At 53.6% G+C, this 19,806-nt stretch carries 19 protein-coding genes; 15 read left to right on the top strand and 4 right to left on the bottom strand.

All coding sequences use genetic code 11. From position 1 onward, the window contains the following. Window positions 1-43: 43 nt before the first annotated feature. The 3 genes from CJD38_RS00905 (at window position 44) to CJD38_RS00915 (ending at window position 5,641) form a co-directional block, all read left to right on the top strand. On the top strand, window positions 44-1,417 hold the full coding sequence (locus tag CJD38_RS00905) for a DUF1329 domain-containing protein (protein ID WP_206362835.1): 1,374 nt from the start codon (window positions 44-46) through the stop codon (window positions 1,415-1,417). Window positions 1,418-1,624: 207 nt separating this feature from the next. Continuing rightward, window positions 1,625-2,755: a YCF48-related protein gene (locus tag CJD38_RS00910; RefSeq protein ID WP_161554117.1), complete on the top strand. Its 1,131-nt coding sequence runs from the start codon at window positions 1,625-1,627 to the stop codon at window positions 2,753-2,755. Window positions 2,756-2,788: 33 nt separating this feature from the next. Beyond that, window positions 2,789-5,641, top strand: coding sequence for an efflux RND transporter permease subunit (locus CJD38_RS00915; protein WP_107938425.1), 2,853 nt, complete (start codon window positions 2,789-2,791; stop codon window positions 5,639-5,641). A 126-nt stretch (window positions 5,642-5,767) separates the two neighbouring features. On the opposite strand, the gene CJD38_RS00920 is transcribed toward CJD38_RS00915, so the two are convergent. After that, complete coding sequence (locus tag CJD38_RS00920; RefSeq protein WP_107938426.1) at window positions 5,768-6,604, bottom strand: symmetrical bis(5'-nucleosyl)-tetraphosphatase; 837 nt, start codon at window positions 6,602-6,604, stop codon at window positions 5,768-5,770. Between the two features lie 169 nt (window positions 6,605-6,773). Here CJD38_RS00920 and CJD38_RS18745 point away from each other — a divergent pair, with 169 nt between their 5' ends. The 12 genes from CJD38_RS18745 (at window position 6,774) to CJD38_RS00980 (ending at window position 17,497) form a co-directional block, all read left to right on the top strand. After that, window positions 6,774-6,968: a Flp family type IVb pilin gene (locus CJD38_RS18745; RefSeq protein WP_107938427.1), complete on the top strand. Its 195-nt coding sequence runs from the start codon at window positions 6,774-6,776 to the stop codon at window positions 6,966-6,968. An 11-nt stretch (window positions 6,969-6,979) separates the two neighbouring features. Beyond that, window positions 6,980-7,447 carry a prepilin peptidase gene (locus tag CJD38_RS00930; protein ID WP_206362836.1) on the top strand — a complete coding sequence of 156 codons (468 nt, stop codon included), beginning with the start codon at window positions 6,980-6,982 and terminating at the stop codon, window positions 7,445-7,447. After that, window positions 7,447-7,944: a TadE family protein gene (locus CJD38_RS00935; protein ID WP_161554119.1), complete on the top strand. Its 498-nt coding sequence runs from the start codon at window positions 7,447-7,449 to the stop codon at window positions 7,942-7,944. Before CJD38_RS00930 ends, CJD38_RS00935 begins: the two co-directional genes overlap by 1 nt. A gap of 72 nt (window positions 7,945-8,016) precedes the next feature. After that, on the top strand, window positions 8,017-8,940 hold the full coding sequence (cpaB, locus tag CJD38_RS00940) for a Flp pilus assembly protein CpaB (RefSeq protein ID WP_107938430.1): 924 nt from the start codon (window positions 8,017-8,019) through the stop codon (window positions 8,938-8,940). Between the two features lie 8 nt (window positions 8,941-8,948). Beyond that, window positions 8,949-10,286, top strand: coding sequence for a type II and III secretion system protein family protein (locus CJD38_RS00945; RefSeq protein WP_107938431.1), 1,338 nt, complete (start codon window positions 8,949-8,951; stop codon window positions 10,284-10,286). Window positions 10,287-10,308: 22 nt separating this feature from the next. After that, on the top strand, window positions 10,309-11,496 hold the full coding sequence (locus tag CJD38_RS00950) for a CpaE/TadZ family protein (protein WP_107938432.1): 1,188 nt from the start codon (window positions 10,309-10,311) through the stop codon (window positions 11,494-11,496). A gap of 1 nt (window position 11,497) precedes the next feature. Next, complete coding sequence (locus CJD38_RS00955; RefSeq protein ID WP_107938433.1) at window positions 11,498-12,721, top strand: TadA family conjugal transfer-associated ATPase; 1,224 nt, start codon at window positions 11,498-11,500, stop codon at window positions 12,719-12,721. Next, on the top strand, window positions 12,718-13,650 hold the full coding sequence (locus tag CJD38_RS00960) for a type II secretion system F family protein (RefSeq protein ID WP_107938434.1): 933 nt from the start codon (window positions 12,718-12,720) through the stop codon (window positions 13,648-13,650). The genes CJD38_RS00955 and CJD38_RS00960 overlap by 4 nt, the downstream gene beginning before the upstream one ends. Continuing rightward, window positions 13,647-14,588 (top strand): type II secretion system F family protein, encoded by a 942-nt coding sequence (locus tag CJD38_RS00965; RefSeq protein WP_107938435.1) that lies wholly within the window; start codon window positions 13,647-13,649, stop codon window positions 14,586-14,588. The genes CJD38_RS00960 and CJD38_RS00965 overlap by 4 nt, the downstream gene beginning before the upstream one ends. Continuing rightward, entirely contained in the window at window positions 14,585-15,274 is a 690-nt protein-coding gene (locus CJD38_RS00970; RefSeq protein WP_146165889.1) for a hypothetical protein, read from the top strand. The genes CJD38_RS00965 and CJD38_RS00970 overlap by 4 nt, the downstream gene beginning before the upstream one ends. A 59-nt stretch (window positions 15,275-15,333) precedes the next feature. Beyond that, window positions 15,334-15,558 carry a DUF3613 domain-containing protein gene (locus CJD38_RS00975; RefSeq protein WP_161554120.1) on the top strand — a complete coding sequence of 75 codons (225 nt, stop codon included), beginning with the start codon at window positions 15,334-15,336 and terminating at the stop codon, window positions 15,556-15,558. Then, window positions 15,545-17,497 (top strand): pilus assembly protein TadG-related protein, encoded by a 1,953-nt coding sequence (locus tag CJD38_RS00980; protein WP_161554121.1) that lies wholly within the window; start codon window positions 15,545-15,547, stop codon window positions 17,495-17,497. Before CJD38_RS00975 ends, CJD38_RS00980 begins: the two co-directional genes overlap by 14 nt. A 12-nt stretch (window positions 17,498-17,509) precedes the next feature. Here the strand turns inward: CJD38_RS00980 and CJD38_RS00985 are convergent, their stop codons facing one another. From CJD38_RS00985 to pdxA, 3 genes are read right to left on the bottom strand one after another with little or no spacing between them, the layout of a single operon-like run. Then, window positions 17,510-17,953: a universal stress protein gene (locus CJD38_RS00985; protein WP_107938439.1), complete on the bottom strand. Its 444-nt coding sequence runs from the start codon at window positions 17,951-17,953 to the stop codon at window positions 17,510-17,512. A 46-nt stretch (window positions 17,954-17,999) separates the two neighbouring features. After that, on the bottom strand, window positions 18,000-18,797 hold the full coding sequence (rsmA, locus tag CJD38_RS00990; RefSeq protein WP_107938979.1) for a 16S rRNA (adenine(1518)-N(6)/adenine(1519)-N(6))-dimethyltransferase RsmA: 798 nt from the start codon (window positions 18,795-18,797) through the stop codon (window positions 18,000-18,002). Beyond that, window positions 18,794-19,795: a 4-hydroxythreonine-4-phosphate dehydrogenase PdxA gene (gene pdxA, locus CJD38_RS00995; protein WP_107938440.1), complete on the bottom strand. Its 1,002-nt coding sequence runs from the start codon at window positions 19,793-19,795 to the stop codon at window positions 18,794-18,796. Before pdxA ends, rsmA begins: the two co-directional genes overlap by 4 nt. Window positions 19,796-19,806: the final 11 nt, after the last annotated feature.

The following is a 19,806-nucleotide window of genomic DNA, read 5'->3' on the forward strand; positions in this document are numbered from 1 at the left end:
GATACAAGTCGTTCCCCCTTAATCTGTCGAGGATGGTCCATCGATGAATCTGAAATGTAATGGTCGATGGATGGTTGGTGTCGTAGCCGCATGCTTCGCGCTGACAGCCGTCGCCAAAACCACACCGGAAAAAGCAGTGCGCCTTGGCGTTGATCTGACTCCCACCGGTGCTCAGGCTTCAGCAAATGAAAACGGCAGCATTCCACCATGGACGGGTGGCCAGACTGCTGTGCCAGCAAATTTCGCGGGCGCTGGTGCGCGGTATGTTGATCCATATCCAGAAGATAAACCGCTGTTCACCATCACTGCGGCGAACTTGGCTGAATACCGCGCTCGCCTAACGGCTGGGCAAATCGCGTTGTTCGCAAAATATCCCGACACATACAAGATCAATGTCTATCCGTCGCGACGCAGCTTTGCGAATCCGCCAGCGGTTTATGAAGCCACACGCAACAATGCTTTGAGCGCAGAGCTGACAAATAAAGGCGAAACGCTCAGCGGTGCAATCACCGGCATTCCATTTCCGATTCCGGAGAATGGACAAGAAGCGATTTGGAATCATCGCCTGCGCTATCGCGATCTATCGACGCGGCGTTGGGACAATCAGTTCACCGTGTCATCCGCTGGCGAATATAACGCCGTGAAGATGCGAGTGGACACGCTTTTCAATTACGGCCAGCAGGGCATTAAACCTGATGCGCTGGACAATATTCTTTTCTATTCCACGCAGCTCGTCACGGAGCCCAAAGCGCTTGCGGGTACGCTGTTGTTGATTCACGAAACCATGGATGGCGCCAAGGAATTACGTAAAGCTTGGGAATACGGCCCGACCCAAATTCGCACCGTGATGCGCCGCAGTTCGCTCGTCACGTATGACAATTTCGGCACTGCTGTTGATGGTCTTTCGACTATCGATCAGAGCGATATGTTTAATGGCCCTCTGGATCGTTATGACTGGAAGCTTGAAAACAAGCGCGAAATCTATGTGCCAGTCAACTCGTACAAAGTGCACAGCGACCAGTACAAATACCCGGACATCATTCGCAAGAATCACGTCAATCAAGATTTGACTAGATATGAACTGCGTCGCGTTTGGGTCGTGGATGCGCGTGTTAAGAAAGGCGGCGTGAGCCATCTTTACAAACGGCGCACGTTTTATCTGGATGAAGATAGCTGGCAGATCGTGTTGGTCGATGTCTATGACGCGCAAGACCAACTCTGGCGTGTGCAGGAAGGGCACAGCATCGTGGCCTATGACAAGGCGTATCAAATGCCGGTGATGGAAACGATCTACGATTTGTTCAATGGCCGATATCTGGTGCGTGGCCTGAATAATGAAGAGGTCGAAACGACCGGTCAGAGCTTTGAAGTGCGTGATTTTGAGCCCGCCCGCGCTCGACGTGCCTCACGAAAATGACGGCAGAATGACCGCAGGTAGGGTACTTGTATAGGCAAGCAGATAGGGTATGCGCATTACATTAGGGCAGGCTATGATGAAAACCTGCCCACACGCGAGCAGTACCCCGCGTCTTTGAGCGAAAATTTGTAAGCTTTAAATTAGTTTAAAAATCAGTGCCACGGTAAAGACCGGGGCGTACTTTTCTGGGGGAGTCAGAAGATGACCATGAAACATAAAAAGAAATTGCTTGTAGCTGGCGCTGCCGCTGCAATGTTGGCAACCGCAGGTTGGGTATTGGCTGAGGACGCTGCCGCGCCCGCTGCAGATGCCCCGGTTGCTGACGAAGCTGCTGCTGCACCTGCTGACGATGCCGCTGCCCCTGCAGAAGAGACGGCTGCAGCTGAAGCCGAAGCTCCGGTAGTCGCGGCCAAGCCGCGTCCTTCCGAGATCATGCCGCTCGCTTCACGCAGCCCAATGTTGGGCTTGGTGAATACCGGCAAGCATTTGGTCGCTGTGGGTGACCGAGGCCAGATTCTGGTTTCTAACAATGGCCGTAACTGGGCTCAGGTGCCGACGCCTGTGCGTTCGCCGTTGACCGCCGTGACTTTTGTCGATGACAAAAACGGCTGGGCGGTTGGCCACGATGCCACCATCCTGCACACCGCTGACGGTGGCAAGAGTTGGGAACTGCAGAACTTCAACGCAGAACTTGAAAAGCCGTACCTGAGCGTGCGCTTCCTTGACGCTAACACCGGTTTCGCCATTGGCGCTTACGGCATGGCCAGCAAAACCAGCGACGGCGGCAAGACCTGGACCGATCTCGACGCTCCAGCAATCCGCGCCGACGAGCTTCACCTCAATGACATCATCAAGCTTGGCAACGGCAATCTGCTGGTTGCAGGCGAGCAGGGCACCATTGGTGTTTCAGCCGACAACGGCAACACTTGGGAAAAAGTGAATTCACCTTACGAAGCTTCGCTGTTCGGCGCTCTGCCGGTCGGTGAGAAAGGTGCACTTGTATACGGTCTGCGCGGCAACGTTTTCATCAATAACGATGTGCGTTCCGGCAGTTGGACCAAGATTGATACCAAAACAGTCGACACTTTCTTTGGTGGCACGACTACCGCTGACGGCAAGCTGATTCTGGTTGGTCTGTCCGGCACGATTTTGGTTGTTGATGCAGCAACCAAAGATGCTCGTTCTGTGAAGATCCGCAAGGACGAAGTGACGGCCAGCGGTCGTCGTATCACCGACGTTGTGACCAGCACCCTGAGTGGCGTGATCCCATTCAAGGAAGGCGTCCTCGTCGCTGGCGACGAAGGCATTCAGACGCTCGCGAGCCTGCAGGCTCAGTAAGAAAACAGCGCGAATAAGAAGGGGAGTTTAAAAATGAGTGAAAACAACGACGCTGCGCACATGAGCCGCACGACGAAGATGCTGCGAGCCATTGAGCCGCTGATCTACGCAAAGCGCTGGCTGACGATGTCCATTCTGTTGGTCATCACCGCATTCCTGTTTGTACATATGCTGTTGATCCGTACGGATGCTGGTTTCGATAAATCGATTCCGCTGGAACATCCGTACATGAAGGTGTTGAAGCAGTACATGGCCGACTTCGGCGGCGCCAACACCGTGTTGGTGGCGTTGATCCAGAAAGACGGCAACATCTATAACGAGAAATATCTCACCGAACTCAAGCAGGCCACGGATGAAGTGTTCTTCCTGCCTGGTATTGATCGTTCGCGTGTGTCTTCGCTGTTTACGCCAGACGTGCGTTACATCGAAGTGGTGGAAGGCGGCTTTAAGGGCGGCAACGTTATCCCTGCCGAATACGCTCCTACGCAAGAAATGTTCGACATTGTTCGCGATCACGTGAACAAAGGTGGCCACGTCGGCCGTTACACCACTAAAGATCAGCGCGGCGCCATGATCTTCTCGGAGTTGCTGGAAGTTGATCCAGTCACCGGCGAGAAACTCGATTACGGCAACGTTGCTCACATGCTGGAAGACCGCATCCGCGGCCGCTTCACCAGCAAGATCAAATATACGTACAAGCTCAAAGCTGACTACACGTCGGAAGACGGCAAATACAAGTTCAAAGCGGGCGAAGCGGTTGACGAAGGCTTCACCGATCTCGGCTGGAAGCAGCGTTTCACCACGTTCAACGCGCTCAAGCAGGTTGAAGGCGAAGACAAAAAAGAAATCGTGCCGATCAAGGGTAACTTGGTCACCGTTTCGACCGAAGCAAATCCGCAGTACAACCCAGACGTTGAAATCCATATCCTCGGCTTTGCCAAGGTTGTTGGCGACGTTATTGATGCAACGCTGCAAGTGGTGGTGTTCTTCCTGATCACCTTGATCATGACCATGATCTTGCTGTGGCTTTACATCGGTAACTTTAAGCTCGCAGTGTTACCGCTGATCTGCTCACTGGTAGCCGTGGTTTGGGAATTTGGTTTGCTGCGCCTGCTCGGCTTCGGTCTCGATCCGTTTGCGATTCTGGTGCCGTTCTTGATTCTCGCGGTATCGGTGTCTCACGGCGTGCAGTACGTCAACGCCTGGGTCGGCGAAATTGCTGAAAACGGCCGCAACAGCTTCGACGCATCGCTGCAAACCTGGCGCCGTTTGGCTATTTACGGAACGATGGCGATCATGACGGACGTCGTTGGCTTTGCCACGATCTACCTGATCCCAATCGACATCATTCGTGAAATGTCGATCAACGCGACGCTCGGTATGGCCGCGATCATCGTGACCAACAAGATCATGATGCCGATCATGCTGACTTGGGTTGATATCGGTGATCCAAAAGTTTTTGCCGCCAAGCAAGAGAAGCGCGACAGCATCTTCGATCCGGTATGGCATGTGCTTTCCAACATGGTCAACTTCAAGCCTGCGGTAATCACAATCGTGATCTGCTCGTTCATCTTGGGTTGGAGCTTGTGGAAGGGTAAAGAATTACAGGTGGGTGATAGCCAGGCCGGTGTGCCAGAACTGTTGCCGGACTCGCGTTTCAATAAAGACTTCCGTGAAGTCACCAACAACTTCGCCATCGGCGTCGACATCTTCAAGGTTGTGGCTGAAACCGATGCGGATGCTTGTACCAAGTACACGGTGATGGAACAGATCGACCGTTTTGGCTGGCACATGCAAAACACGGCTGGTGTGCAGTCGACCATTTCGCTGCCTTGGGCAGGTCGTCAGGTGAACTCTGCGTTCTCCGAAGCGAGCCCCAAGTTCAAGGTGCTGCCGCGTAACAAATACGCGATGGTGCAGTCGATCACACCGATTCCGACGTCTTCTGGTTTGTTGAGCCCGAACTGCTCGGCCATGGCTGTGTTCGTGTTCACCAAGGATCACAGAGCTGCGACCATCGAACGCATGGTTGAAGGCGTCAACAAGTTCAATACGACGAATGGCGCTGAATTCTATGCAGACAATAAAGACGTCGACGCTAAGTACTGTGCTGACAAACTGACGGCACGTCGCAACATTGGTGGCACGCGTGCGGATCTGGCTGAGGCCGTTGATAAGTACAAGAAGCGTCATCCTGATGCGAGTGATGAAGACATCGCTAAAGATGCCCGCATTGCTGGTCTGCAGAAAAATGTTGATGACGGTGCTGCCAAGCTCGCAACGTTCGTGAAGGAGTGCCCGGTCAACTTCGCTATGGCAACGGCTAACGTCGGTGTTATGGCGGCAACCAACGAGGAAGTGCATCGCCTCGAGAAGCTGACACTGCTTTACGTCTACATCGCGATCGTCATTTGCGTTTACCTCTCGTTCTTCGAGTGGCAGAGTATTCTCAGCATCATGCTGCCCTTGGCGCTGGTGTCATGGTCTGCCTATGCAGTCATGGCCGTGCTTGGTATCGGCATGAAGGTGGCAACGTTGCCGGTGGTCGCGCTCGCGGTGGGTATCGGTGTGGATTACGGTATCTATATCTACGCCACCATGGCTGACGCTGTGAACGGCGGCTTCTCGATGAAAGAGGCCTACTACAAGACGCTGAAGATGACGGGTAAGGCGGTGATCTTCACCGGCATCACCCTCGGTCTCGGTGTTGCGACGTGGCTCTTCTCGGGCCTGCAGTTCCAGCGCGATATGGGCGCACTGCTGGTGTTCATGTTCACCGCGAACATGTTCGGCGCCATCTTGGTGCTGCCGGCCATTGCCTCGTTCTTGCTCAAGGTTAAGCAGTTGGCGCCTGGCGAGAAGCCAGTCTTTAAGCCACGCCACTAATCAGTACGGTTCTGTAAAAACAAACCCCGCGAAAGCGGGGTTTTGTTTTGGTGGCGTAGGGTGCGCTGTGCACACGCACCAGCCTGCGCACAGGCTCACCCAGATGCGCATAGCGCACCCCATGGCTCAATCCTTCGCGTGTGGCTTCTGAAACTGCTCACAGTCCACGTTGATGGTCTGCATGGTCGTGAGGTTGAGTGCGGTCAGACAGCCACCCCAGAGGCATCCAGTGTCCAATCCATACACCTGCGCCTGCGGCCAGTGCACTTTGCCTAGCGTCGACCAATGCCCAAAGATGATCGTGTCTTGGGCCGTTTTGCGTCCCGGCACTTCAAACCAAGGCATGAGCCCTTGAGCCTGCGTGCCAGGTGTGCCGGAAGGTTTTAGATGGGTACGGCCATCCGCTTCGCAATAACGTAGACGAGTAAGGCAATTAACGACGAAGCGCAGCCGCTCGATGCCGCGCAGTTTTTCATCCCAAATATCGGGGTCGTTGCCGTACATCTGAGCCAGAAATTTATCGCTTTTAGGGCCAGTCAAAGTGCTGCTGACTTCTTGCGCGAGTGACAAAGTTTGCGCGCGATCCCACTGCGGTGGCACGCCAGCGTGAAGTATCAACGCGCCGCTGTCGGTGTCTTCGTAGACCAGCGGTTGCGCCAACAGCCAGTCGAGTAATTCGTCGCAATCTGATGCACGAAGGATGTCGTCAAACGTATCATTGCGCCCAACGTGGCCGCTGCGTGCGGCTGCGATCAAATGTAGATCGTGATTGCCGAGCACTGTTGTGGCAGCATGTCCTAGTGATTTGACGTAGCGCAGAACCTCGAGTGATTGCGGCCCGCGATTGACCAAATCTCCGGCAAAAACCAATCGATCACGATGCGGCGAAAAATCAATTTTTAGTAGCAGTCTTTGCAGCGGTGCGAAGCAGCCTTGCAAGTCGCCGATAGCGTAAGTGGTCATAGTTATCGGACGTCAGTGGTCATAGTTGAGGGGTGAACGGTAGTTCAGCATATATAGGGCCGATAAGCGGTATCTATTACCGTTTCAGTAGCTTTGACGATACATCGATCTAGGCGGATATTAACTCCAGGCCGAAGTGGCCGGATTTCAAACCATCAGGAGAAGGAAAATGCTACAGAAAGTAATGAAGTTTATTCGTGATGAAGAAGGCGCCACGGCTGTTGAGTACGGCTTGATTATCGGCCTGATCGCCGTTGGTCTGGTTGCGATTCTGACTGCAATCGGTGGTGCAACTGATGCTGCAGGTCTGAGAGGCTTGTTCTCGCGTGTAAGCACCGCGGTTACGACTGCACTCGGCACGTAATCCTGCAGCACGTGCATGACCTGGTGATTAGCGGCGGCCTGGCAATTTGGGCCGTCGCTATTGCCTGGAAAGATTGGCGCAGTCATCGGGTTCCAAATGTAGCGCTAGTGTTGTTGCTGGTTCCAGCGCTCTTGGCGCTGGTGGTAAACGGTAAAGGCCTATTGGGTGTGGCGATACTGCCGAGTCTGATGGGCTTTTTCATTGGCGGTGGAATCTTGTTGCCGGGCTATGCCATCGGCAAGATGGGCGCCGGTGATGTGAAGTTTGCCGCCTGCATGGGTTTGTTACTCGGACCTCTGGCGACGCTTAAAATGCTGTTGGTGTTTGCCATAATTCTCGGCGCACTTTCAGCAGCAGTATGGCTGGTTCATCGACATGTGCCGGAATCAGGGAAGCGAAGGATCGCAGCTGCACCGGCATTGGCTGTAGGCTTCATCGTTCAACTATTCGCAGAATCTTTGTTGTGGAGTTTTTTTTGATGAACCGCATGGAAGCAAAAGGCTCAAACGTGTTGCGCCGCTGCAAGCAAGCAGGCGCGGCCGTTGTTGAGTTCGCTTTTGTGTTCCCCATCTTGTTGTTCCTCATCTATGGGCTGGTGGTCTACGCCTATATTTTTGTTCTCCAGGAATCGATTACCTTCGTTGCGCAGCAAGCAGCAGCGTCTGCGGTTTCGGTTTCGCCCAATCAAACAGCCTCCGCCCAGCGCACGCAAATGACGACGCTGGCGCAAAACACGGTGACGCAATCACTATCTTGGCTCGGCGCAGGTCAGCTGGCACGAGTTTCTACCACCGTCACATTCTGTTCACTGACCGCAGGCACAACATGCCCAACGGATGGCAGTGATGCGGTGGTGGTGACAGTGCGCTTCAGCATGAACACGCCGACCTCGCTGTTTCCAGTACTATCCTTTGGAAGTGGACAGGTTCCGCCGACGCCGACTCAATTGGCTTCTCGAGCGACTGTACGTATTTGATTTAGCGAGCTATGGCTGCGGCGTCAACGCGGTTAATCTATAGAAAATGTAAAAGATTTCGAGGGACGCAAGATGAGCAGCACCACTCTTAAAATAGTTACCGTTGTATTGGTGCTGTTAGCACTGATTCTCGCGGTCGTGAGCTATCGCGTTTTTCATAGCTACGCTGAAGAAGCTCAGAAGGCTACGGAAGACGCCAAGAAGCAGGCTACTCCACAGACACTTGCGGTCGTAGCGCTAAAGCCGCTGCCGGCTTATCAGCCGATTGATCGTGATTCTGTTGGCTTGGTGCCAGTTTCGGTGGTTCCACCACAGTATTTCACCAGTCTCGATGACGTGGTCAAGCATGTGCCGTTGGTCGATATTGATGCTGGCGCCCCAGTTACTGCGCGCTACTTCAAAGAGGGTAATGTGCTGGCCAAGGTTATTCCACCGGGCTTCCAGGCCATTTCGATTGAAGTAACGGATATTGTCGCCGTCGGCAATTTCGTGCGTCCGGGCGATATTGTTGATGTACTCCTTTATCTGCGCTCCGGTGTTGCTAGCACTCCGGGCTCGGTAGCAGTAGATCAAGCGCAGTCTCGCGTTCTGCTCAAAGATGTTCGTGTGTTGGCTTATGAAGAACGCATCATCGATCGACCTGAAGGCATCAAGGATGACAAGAGCGGTGAACCCCAACATCGCCAGCGTACAGCCGTTTTAGCAATACCAGACGCCGATACCACCAAAGTAATGCTCGGCATCAGCTTGGGCGAAATTCGTCTGGCCCTGCACAGTCAAAATCCAGATGTCGCCAAGACAGAGCCAACTGGCGAAAACGGTTTGCCACTCTCGGCCAAGGCAATTGCGGCGCGCGATGCAAGCAAAGTGCCGGACAAAGCAGTTACAGCGGGTGAGTTGTCGCGAGTGCGTCCATCACCTAAAGCAAGGAATGCGAACCCATCAATCGAAGTGATTCGTGGCTCTAAAGCTGAAAACGTCGGCACCAATCTTTAAGGCGCGCCATGAATACCAAAAACATCTCTCGTTTTGCTGCGCTGACTTTTGCATTGTCACTATCGGCTTTTGCAGCATCGGCAGCCAAAGCCACACCTGACCTGATTCAGGTTGAGCAGGGCACACATAAATTGGTGCGCTCAGCAGCAGGTGTTGCGCGAGTTGCGGTGGGTGATCCGAATATTGCGGACATCAACGTGATCAACCGCCGTGAGCTTTTAGTTAGCGGCAAGACAATCGGTATCACCAGTTTGTTTGTGTGGCCGAGCAAGACTGGCACGCCAACTGAATATCGGATTCGTGTTGGTGCGGTTCAGGATCCGGCACGTGCTTCACGTCCACAAGATCCTGAACTGCAAGGCGCAATCATTGATCCAGGCTTGCAGTTGGAAGGCAGCTTGCCGAATTTGCTGGCACACCGTCGCGCAAAAACGTCGGCACAGCAGGGCACCAAAGATGGCAAGGTTGCTGATCGCAGCAGCGTTGCGCTTGAAACGCAGGTAATGACGGACGTCAAGATTGCAGAAGTCAGCCGCCGCACTTTGCAGTCCTACGGCTTGAACTTCTTCAAAGCCAACAACCAATTTACGATCGGTGCCTCGCCGCCTGGTGCACAGAATGGTGTGAGCAGTTTTACGGGCCAACAGGGCACGAGCATTTTGCCGGTGCAGAACGCGTTCAATATTCTGTTTACAAATAGTGGCCAAGGTTTGTTGGGCGTACTGAGTGTGCTGGAGCAGAAAGGTTTGGCACATACGCTAGCTGAGCCAAGTCTGGTTGCGATGAGCGGCCAAACCGCAACCTATCTGGCTGGCGGCGAGTTTCCTGTTCCAGTGGCGCAAGGCGGCTCCGCCTCTGGAGGCATTACTGTGACCTATAAAGAATTTGGTGTTCGTTTGAGTCTGACGCCAACAGTTCTTTCACGTGATCGCATCGCGCTGAAAGTGGCACCGGAAGTCAGCGACCTCGATTTTTCGGCAGGCATTCAGATTGGCGGCGTTGCGGTTCCATCACTGATCGTGCGTCGCACGGATACTTCGATTGAACTCGGCGATGGCGAGACCTTCGTCATTTCAGGATTGGTCTCACGCAATCTGGTTAACAGCGTTAACAAGGTGCCATGGCTGGGCGACATTCCGGTACTGGGTGCATTCTTCCGTTCGACCTCAATCAATCGTGAAGACAAAGAACTGGTGATGATCGTTACTCCGCATCTGGTGCGACCTTTGGCACGTGAAGCTAAGTTGCCGCCGCTGCCTGGCGCCAAGTACGACAATTACAATCCTAACTTTGCTCAGACGATGTTCTTGGAGCGCGGCGATTACGACACCGGCTTCAGCAAATAAAACTAACAATAAGAACAGTTCCATGAGACCACAGGCTGTAGTCGTTGCTGATGATCCGGTTTATTTGAACTGGCTGCAAAACGTTGCCGACGGTATCGATTTCACAGCCGTGCATCCGCTGGATGCCGATGATTTGATTGAGCGCGTCAAAATGCTGGGCCGTGTCGACATCGTGTTCTTTCAATTTGAGAGTGCAAATGTTGCTGAGCGCAGCGGCATGGTTGAGAAGTTTCTCGATCGTATGCCTGACATTCCCTTGGCGGCATTGGCGGCAGATAGCAATGCAGAAGTAATGCTTGCCGCGATACGTGCAGGCGCGCGTGATTTCTTTGTGCTGCGTCGTGACGATACCAACGTTGCTGCCTTGCTCGGAAAATTACTGCGCCGTTCCACGCAAACGCAGTCAACTTTGCCTAAGGCGCACGGCAAGTTATTCGCTGTTGTGTCAAGCAACGCCACTGAACGTATTGCATTCACTGCCGAACATTTGGCCCTAAGCTGTGCCAGCCAGATGTCAAAGAATGAGCGCGTATTGCTGTTGGATATTGCGGGGCCGGTTGGTGCAGCAGGGATTTTTCTTAATCTGAATCTCAGCTACAGCGTCCTTGATGCGATCAGCGATGTTTATCGTGCAGATCAAACCTTGGTTGATACTGCGTTTCCTAAGCATGTGAGCGGGATTTATGTGCTGACCCTGCCGGAGGACCTGATTGGTCATCCGAAAATTAATATTGATGAGCTGCTTAAGCTTTTACAGGTTATGCGCGGCTTGTTTGGCTGCATCGTCGTCGCTATGGACGGTGCGCTGCCACTCGCAGGTATTACCGGCATCATTGCCCAAGCAGATCGCACGCTCCTGCTCACGGATCAGTCCATCATCAAGTCACGCCACAATAAATATCTGTTGCGTACGCTGCGTTTGGACAACTGTGCCTTGGATCAAACCATGCTGGTGATCGATGGCTATCGTCGTCGCATGGGGCTGGAAGCCCAAAGCCTTGCTGACATTTTGGATCTCAAGCTTCTTGCGACCTTGTCGGGCGAAGGTGACGCGCGCATTCAATCTATGAACACCGGTGAGCCGATGTTCACTTTGGCGCCGAAAGATCAGTATTGCGATGACATGCGTCGCATGGCCGCCACATTATTGTCTGGTGCTATGCCTGTAGTTGCGACACGTCCTGGCTTGCTCGGAAAGTTGTTCAGCTAGCATGAACAGCGCTAATACTGAACAGGTCACGCGCTTTCGACTGTCTGATCAGTATCAGCAGCTCAAGAGCAGTTTTCATCGGCATTTGATTCAACAGATTGAGGAACGCAACCTCGAGATTGATCAATGGGATGAAGCAAAGCTTGAGCGCTTCGTCACTGAGCAAATGCGTCGCTACGTTGTTGAACAACGCCTGCCAGTAAATCTACGCGAATCAGAAGCGCTGGCACGAGATGCCTGCGATGAATTGATGGGCTTTGGCCCAATCCAAGCGCTGATTGAAGACGACACGATTAATGACATCGTGGTGAATGGCCCAAGCAATGTGTTTGTAGAACGTGACGGCAAGCTCACCATTGCACCGGTACGTTTTCTCGATGACAACCATGTCATTCGTGTGATTCAACGCATCCTCGCGCCGATTGGCCGACGCGTTGACGAATCCACGCCGATGGTGGATGCACGCTTGCCGGATGGATCGCGTGTAAACGCAATTATTCCTCCGATTGCCTTGGACGGTCCTTGCTTATCTATTCGTAAATTCCGCAAGAAGGCGTTGACCTCGGAAGATCTAATCCGCAGTGGCAGCGTTAGCGAAGCGGCGCTCAACTATCTGCAAGATCGCGTTCGTCAACGCACCAATCTGATCGTTGTGGGCGGTACTGGCTCGGGTAAAACCACTTTCCTCAATCTATTGTCGCAATGGATTCCGCAGGGTGAACGCATCGTCACTGTTGAAGACGCCGCTGAGTTGCGCTTACAACACGGACACGTTGTTCGTCTGGAAACGCGCCCGCCGAATCTCGACGGTGAGCGCGCTGTCACCGCACGTGATCTCGTACGTAATGCCTTGCGTATGCGACCAGACCGAATCATTGTCGGCGAAGTTCGCGGCGATGAAGTGTTGGATATGTTGCAGGCGATGAACACTGGTCACGATGGATCAATGACCACGATTCACGCGAACAGCACACGTGACGCTATTCATCGTATGGAATTGCTGGCCGGATTCGCGGGTTACAACGGCAGCGAAGTGACTTTTCGCGGTCAAGTTGCCAGCGCGATTCATTTGCTGGTGCATGTGGCCCGTCTGGCAGATGGCAAACGTCGACTGACCTCGATTACCGAAGTGCTTGGACTCTCCGGGAATGAACTGCAGATGCGTACTGTATTCCACTACGACATGGAGGCCGGTGTTCACGTGGACAGCCGAGACAAGCCATGATCTTTGCTGTGCTGCTATTTCTGGTTTCCTTGCTACTTGTTGGCGCGGCAATTGTGATCACGCTGCGGTCGAGCGGCGACGATAAAAAAACTGACGCGTTACTGCGGATTCGTGCTCTAGGAGGAGATGAGGTTGCTGATCTGGCTTCTCCAGAAGCCGATGACAACAAGATTAAGAATCCAATCTTGCGCTGGACTTGCCACATCTTGTGGCGCTCTGGATCAGAAGTTGAAATTGAGACTGTTCAAAAAATCTTGATTGGCTTGGGGATTTCAATTCCTTTGGTGTTGCTGATCTTCGGTACGTTTACAGGCGCATTCATTATTGGCGTTGTGCTGATTGTTGGATTTATCTCGCTGACACGTCAGGCAGCAGCGCGTCGCCGCAAAATCGTTGGGCAACTTCCAGACTTTCTTGAAAGCACCATTCGCGTACTCGCTGCGGGTAATACGCTAGAAGAATCGATGGCTTCAGCTGCGCGCGAAAGTGCTGAGCCCTTGCGCACACTCTTTCTGAGCATCAGTCGGCAGGTGCGCTTGGGCGCGCCAATTGAAAACGTGCTGATGGAGACCGGCCGCATTCACAAGTTGCGTGATATTCGCGTGATGGCCTTGGCCGCTTCGGTTAATCGCAAATACGGTGGCAGCCTCAAAAACATTTTGCGTAGCCTCGTGCAGGCTATTCGTAGTCGTGATGCCGCAGCACGCGAACTGCGAGCGCTGACAGCAGAGACGCGCTTTTCAGCAATTATTCTGTCAACAATTCCTGTCGCATTGACGCTCTACATCATGCTGATTAACCGTGGCTACTACGTCAACATGTGGGCGGATTCGAGCGGCCGTACTTTGCTAATCGTTTCTGTGCTGTTGCAGTTGACGGGCATCATCGTCATCTGGCGAATGATGCGTTCTACGGAGGACGCAGAATGAGTCCGACAATCCTTGCGAGCTTGCTTGCGCTAACGGTTCTCATCGTCATTGGCGCTATTTTTGCCGTCGGCATACTTGCGCTCCGTTCGCGTGAGAAGAGTAAGTTGCAACAGCGCATCGCGCCCACTGCACAAGAGCGCGAAGAGTTTGCGACGGGCGGTGATCGTGCCGTGCTACAAAGATTGGCAAAACGTGGCAAAGCGATTGAAGACTGGGTCGATAGCGACAATCAAAGCGCACGTCTGATGTTGCAGGCCGGCTGGCGCAGTGCTCAAGCACGCATGCTTTGGTACATTTTTCAAGGCGGCTTGCCGGTTGTAATGATTATTGGTTTGCTGATTTTCTGGTTGTTTGGGCCGGCGCATCTTAAAACTCCGTTCTTCATGGTGCTGCTCGTTTTTTGCGGAGCGTCGCTGTCATTCCTGATGCCGCGCTGGATATTGCGAAGCGTTGCTGAAAGTCGTCGCGAACGCATCAAATCTGAAGTGCCTTTGTTTATTCATTTGCTGGTGCTGTTGTTTGAAGCCGGCTTGTCTAACCGTCAGGCGTTTGCGAGCTTAGTGCGTGAAGGCCGTGGCGTGCTGCCAGAGTTGGGCCGTGAATTTGAAGTGGTGCTGCGACAGCTCGATGCCGGCGCCGATACCGAGGCTGTCCTTAAAAGCTTTAGTGATGTGATGGATATCGGTGATCTCAGCACGGTGCTCGGTGTGCTGCGCCAAATCGATCGTTACGGCGGCGAAGTGCGTGAACCTTTGCTGGAAACGCTCAAGATTCTTGAAGAGCGACGCACGATGGATTTGCGCGAGCGCGTGAATATTTTGTCCGGCCGAATGACGGTCGTGATGGTGGCTTTCTTCTTTCCAGCCTTGCTGATTTTTGTTGCTGGCCCGGCATTCCTCTCAATCATTCGGGCATTGGCCCAGGTTAACGGCCAATGAAATCCCTAAGGGTTTCTGCAAGTACGCAGTTGATGCGTGTTGTATGTGTCAGCGTGCTGATGCTTACGTTTAGTGGATGCGCGAGCCTTACGCGCGCCTCAGACTCTGGTGTGCGTGAGCGCGGCAGAGGTGATGATAGTGTTGTTCACGCGGACCTCATTCGCGGCATGCTCGCTAAGCAGCAGTACTACGCAGCATTGGCGCATGTGGAAGATCAGAAGCGCAGCTCGGGTGCCACACGTGAACTCAAGCTGTTAGAGGCTGAAGCGCGCCGCAATCTGGGGCAGAGCGTACAGGCTGAAATACTTTATAAAGAACTGCTCAGCACGGACTTTCGTGCGGATGCTGAGCATGGTCTGGGTCTCTTGTACGCTAAGCGCGATATCAAGGTTGCCGTTCAGCACCTGCGCTTAGCCGTTCAACGGCGACCCACTGAAGTAACGTTCCGAAACGATCTAGGCTATGCCTTGATGGTTTCAGGACGTTACAAAGAGGCTTTGCCTGAACTGGCGACAGCGGTGGAACTGGATCAAAACAACCAGTTAAGCCGCAACAACTTGATCACGCTATTGCTTCTCACCAAAGACGAAACCCGCGCCAAGCAGATTGCTCGCAACAGCGGGGTTAGTGATGACGAACTGGCTGGCTTGCGTCGTAAAGCGCAAACCCTGATGAAACCACGTTAGAGGTAAGTACCATGAATAAGCTCTTGATGATTTTAGTTCTGACAATACCGTTCGCAGCTATGGCTGATGATAAAGCCGCCTATAAGTTGGGCGATGAAGTGCATGCATGGACTGATCTGCAGAAGAGCGGTGCGGCGAGCAATCCTGCTGTGCAGCCGATGCCAGGCGAGATCGCTGACAAAGTTTACGATCGTTATCTAAAGACATTTGATTATCCGATTCCGCAGACTTTCGATCGCGAAAGTTTTGTCGGCGGTAGTAGTGGCGGAAGTGGCGGTCAATAAGCGCCCAGGTATTTCATCTCTGCACCGCCAGCGCGGTGCTGTAGCAGTTTTTGTCGCAATTTCATTAACTGCTTTGCTGATCGGAACGATGCTCGCCATCGAGACCGGCAGGGTCTACACCACTCAGCGTCAATTACAAAAAGCCGCGACATTGGCTGCACTGGATGGAGCGCGCGTTGTCAGTGGATGCAGCAGCGGCAGCCCTACGCAAACCTTGCTCAATACACGCGTTAGCAGCAGCCTGGCTGCCAACGGTTTTGGTGCTGCCAACGGGTTAGTAACGATTGCTCAAGCAGGCAGAATTCAAACCGTCACTACGGCTAGTGGCGTTCAGCAACGCTCATTAGCAACGAGCAGCTTTAGCAGTGCCAATGCCGCGCGCGTGACTTTGCAAGTGCCTTTCCCACAGCAGTTCATTCCGCTGTTTAGAACAGGCGGCACCATGCGAGCCTCTGCAACAGCAACGCAGGACGTGCTTGGCAGTGTTCGTGTCGGCAGTGGCGTGGCCAAGTTCAGTGGTGGCATGGTCAATAATTTGTTGTCAGGTTTGCTTGGCGGCAACGTGACACTGACCGCTGCGGACTACACGGGTTTGGTCAACACCAACATCACCGCAGGTCAGCTGGCAACAGCGATAGGACTGAGCGTCACAGATCTTTCTGACCCACTCAAAATTGCGACGAAGACTCCGATATTGAGTAGCGCACTGAATAGTCTGGCCGGTGCTTTGAGTGGCTCGGTTAGTAATCAAGTCAAAGATGCGCTGCTGAATCTTGCGGGACAAAGCACCAACAGTGCACCGATTCAGCTCGGCAGTATTTTGTCACCCTTGGGTGCAGTGGCGGCGGACGTGCCGGTGCTCAATCTGGGTGATCTGGTGCAAGCGCTGGCCATCGCATCGCGTGCAGGTTCAACGATACAAGTTCCCGTCAATTTAGATGCTGCTGGCATTGCAGCAGTGAAGGTATTCGCCAATATTATCCAGCCACCCAAGCTAAGTCCCTTGGGCCGTCCAGGCGCAACACAAGCCAGCACGGAACAGATCACGATCAAGATTCGCGTCGAGATCGGCCCTCTGTTGACGACGTTAACGAATTCCATCAATTTGATTGCAGGCACACTCAATGCGGCCTTAAAGACTTTGACAAATTTGCTGGGCCTGCTGGGTCTGGGCATTGGTTTGCCAACGATTGATAGCCTTAATCTTCCGAATATCGGCGTCGATGTCACGATTGCGCCTGCCATTGCGTATCTCGATCGAATTGATTGCCCACGCCCGGGCGTCGCTTTGGGGCTACCTGTTGCAGGCTTGAGCGCAAAAACTGGATTGGCCAATGTGCAGGTCGGCACATATACCGGCACTGCCACAGCTGCGAATCCGATGATTCTTGGTTCTGCGCCGTTGAACTTGTTAACCATCCATGTTCCGAAATGCACTGGCCTCGTTCTGCTGGGCGCTTGCGTTGGTAGCCATACTGTTACTGATGTGCCGGTGAGTCTGACGCTCGCAGGAAACATCAATGTTTCATCTACCATCACGACGCTCAAAGACGTGAAGGAATTTACGGTGCTGTCGCCGCAGAAGGGCACTATCCCCCCGGTATATCGTGCTAATGGTGCGGTGGGTACGCCGACTGTACCTGCGGCAAGCGGGACCAATCCGAATCCTCAGACTGTCAGCTCCGCAACCAGTGTGACACTGAGTTTAGTGAAGCCAGCTCCGAATACGCAGGGTCTTGATCTGACCAATTTGCTGACAGCCGTGACCAACATCGTTCAACCACTTTTAAATCTGGTTAACGGCTTGGCCAGTAGCGCAATCAATCCCTTGTTGTCTGCCTTGGGATTGCAGTTGGGCACGGCAACTGTGTGGATGGACACCGTCACTATTGGACAACCAACGATCGTGACAACGGCAGTGCCGCCTGTGACGCCTTAATCTCTGAAGTGCCTACGGTGCTGAAGGAATATTCAGCACCATCACATCGCAAGGTGCACGGTGCACCACACTCTCATCGGTATGCGAGAACAATGCAGCGAGTCCGCGGCGTTGTTGATGACCAATCACGATTAGATCGATATTTAGCTCTGCGCTGAGCCGTAGAATTTCTGCAACAACACCGCCCGGTGCAACGATTGCAGCTTCCGGTGGTAGATCAAGTCGCTGACAGAGCTCGTTTAACTGTTCGCGCGCTTGTTGTTGCATTTGTTCAGTGAGATTCACTGGTGCAGCGATCATCGATTCGCCAGCATCCATCGGCAGATATTCAACCGCATGAACGACGCTGAGTCGCGCAGAAAAAAACTTCGCGAGATCGCGTGCGCGTTTGAGTACGCGTTCGCCGCCGTCATTGAGTTCTATCGCCGCAAGCAGGTGGCTATAGGTGTTGTCCATGTTCAGCACTCCACGAATGGTGGTGTGCCTAGTATTGACCTATGAGTCAGGGTGTCAAGCTACGAGCAGCCACCGCAGTGAGACTGGCGAACTCAGCGGCGCTGAGACGCTCTGCGCGAATGCCGGGATCAATACCTGCTTCGCGGATTTGATCTGCTGTCATCAGCGTTTTCAATCCGTTGGAGAGCGTTTTGCGGCGCTGCGAAAACGCGGCAGCAACAATGCGATCAAATAATGTGTGATCGACAATTTCAAATGCAGGTGGACGCGGCACCAAGCGCACGATGGCGGAATCCACTTTTGGCGCTGGATTGAACGCGCCAGGTCCAACGGTGAAAAGTTTCGACACATGCGCACGCGCAGCGAGTGCAACCGTAAGGCGACCGTAATCATCGTCGCCGGGTTCTGCAGCCATGCGATCGACTACTTCTTTCTGCAGCATGAAGTGCATGTCGGAAATGTGATCGGCGTAGCGCAGTAGATGAAACAGAATCGGCGTGGAGATGTTGTAGGGCAGGTTGCCGACGAGGCGTAGTTTGCCTTGCGCAGGAGCGAGCGTGCTGTAGTCCACTTTGAGCGCGTCGGCCATCACGATGTCGAGATTGTCGACGTCGTCACCGCAGTTGGCTTTTAGATGCGGAATCACATCGCGATCTAATTCAATGACGCGCAGCTTGCCGAGTTTGCGTAGCAACGGCACGGTGAGCGCGCCGAGTCCCGGCCCAATCTCAATGATCGCTTCATGTGGCAGAGGATTGATGCTGCGAATGATGCGATCGATAACGCCCGCGTCGTGCAGAAAGTTTTGACCGAAGCGTTTTTTGGCGGCGTGTTGATCGTTCATGAGCATAGTGTGACAGCAAGGGCGACGGCGGCGCGAAGACTACCCACATCAGCGCGTCCTGTACCTGCAAGATCGAGTGCGGTGCCGTGATCAACCGATGTGCGGATGATCGGCAGGCCGAGCGTGATGTTGACTGCTTCGCCGAAGCCAACGTATTTGAGCGTGGGCAAGCCTTGATCGTGATACATCGCCAGCACTGCGTCAGCGTGGTCGAGATATTTGGCAGTGAACAAGGTATCGGCGGGCAGCGGGCCCGTGATGTTCATGCCTTCAGCGCGCATGGCATCGAGTGTCGGAATGATGGTGTCGATTTCTTCGCGGCCGAGATGACCGCCTTCGCCCGCGTGCGGGTTGAGTCCGCAGCACAGAATGCGTGGCTGTTGAATGCCGAACTTGGTGCGCAGATCTTGCTGAAGCACGCGCAATACCGTCGTCAGTGTTTCGCGTGTGATCGCAGCAGGGACATCTTTGAGTGCTAGATGAGTGGTCGCGAGTGCGACGCGCAGCGGGTGTTTGCTATTGGCAACGAGCATCATCACTGGCATCGGCGCTTGGCAAAGCTCAGCCAGAAATTCGGTGTGCCCAGAGAACGGGATGCCCGCATCGTTGATCACACTTTTTTGCACGGGGCCTGTGACAAGCGCTTGTGCTGTGCCTTGCTGGCAGGCCTTTGCAGCAATCGTCAGCGTATCAAGCACGTAGCTCGCGTTGCGCTTGTCCAAGTTGCCTGCGTGTACTGGCGCTGACAGAGTTACGGGCAGCACTGCGAGTGTGCCTGCAGGTGTTGGGGTTGGCGCGGAGTCCAGCGTCACCAGCTTTAGTTTGATGGGCAAACCCAGTTGCTGTGCGCGCTGCTGCAGAAGTTCAGGATCGCAGACCGCAACTAATTCAAGCGGGTGTGCTGTCTGTGCGAGTGTGATGACAAGATCAGGTCCGATACCCGCCGGTTCGCCCGGCGTGATCAGAATTCGTGCGCTGCTCTTGACCTCGCTGCTCACAGTGCACGAAT

The organism is Stenotrophobium rhamnosiphilum (assembly GCF_003052265.1).
GTDB classification, from domain to species: Bacteria; Pseudomonadota; Gammaproteobacteria; order Nevskiales; family Nevskiaceae; genus Stenotrophobium; species Stenotrophobium rhamnosiphilum.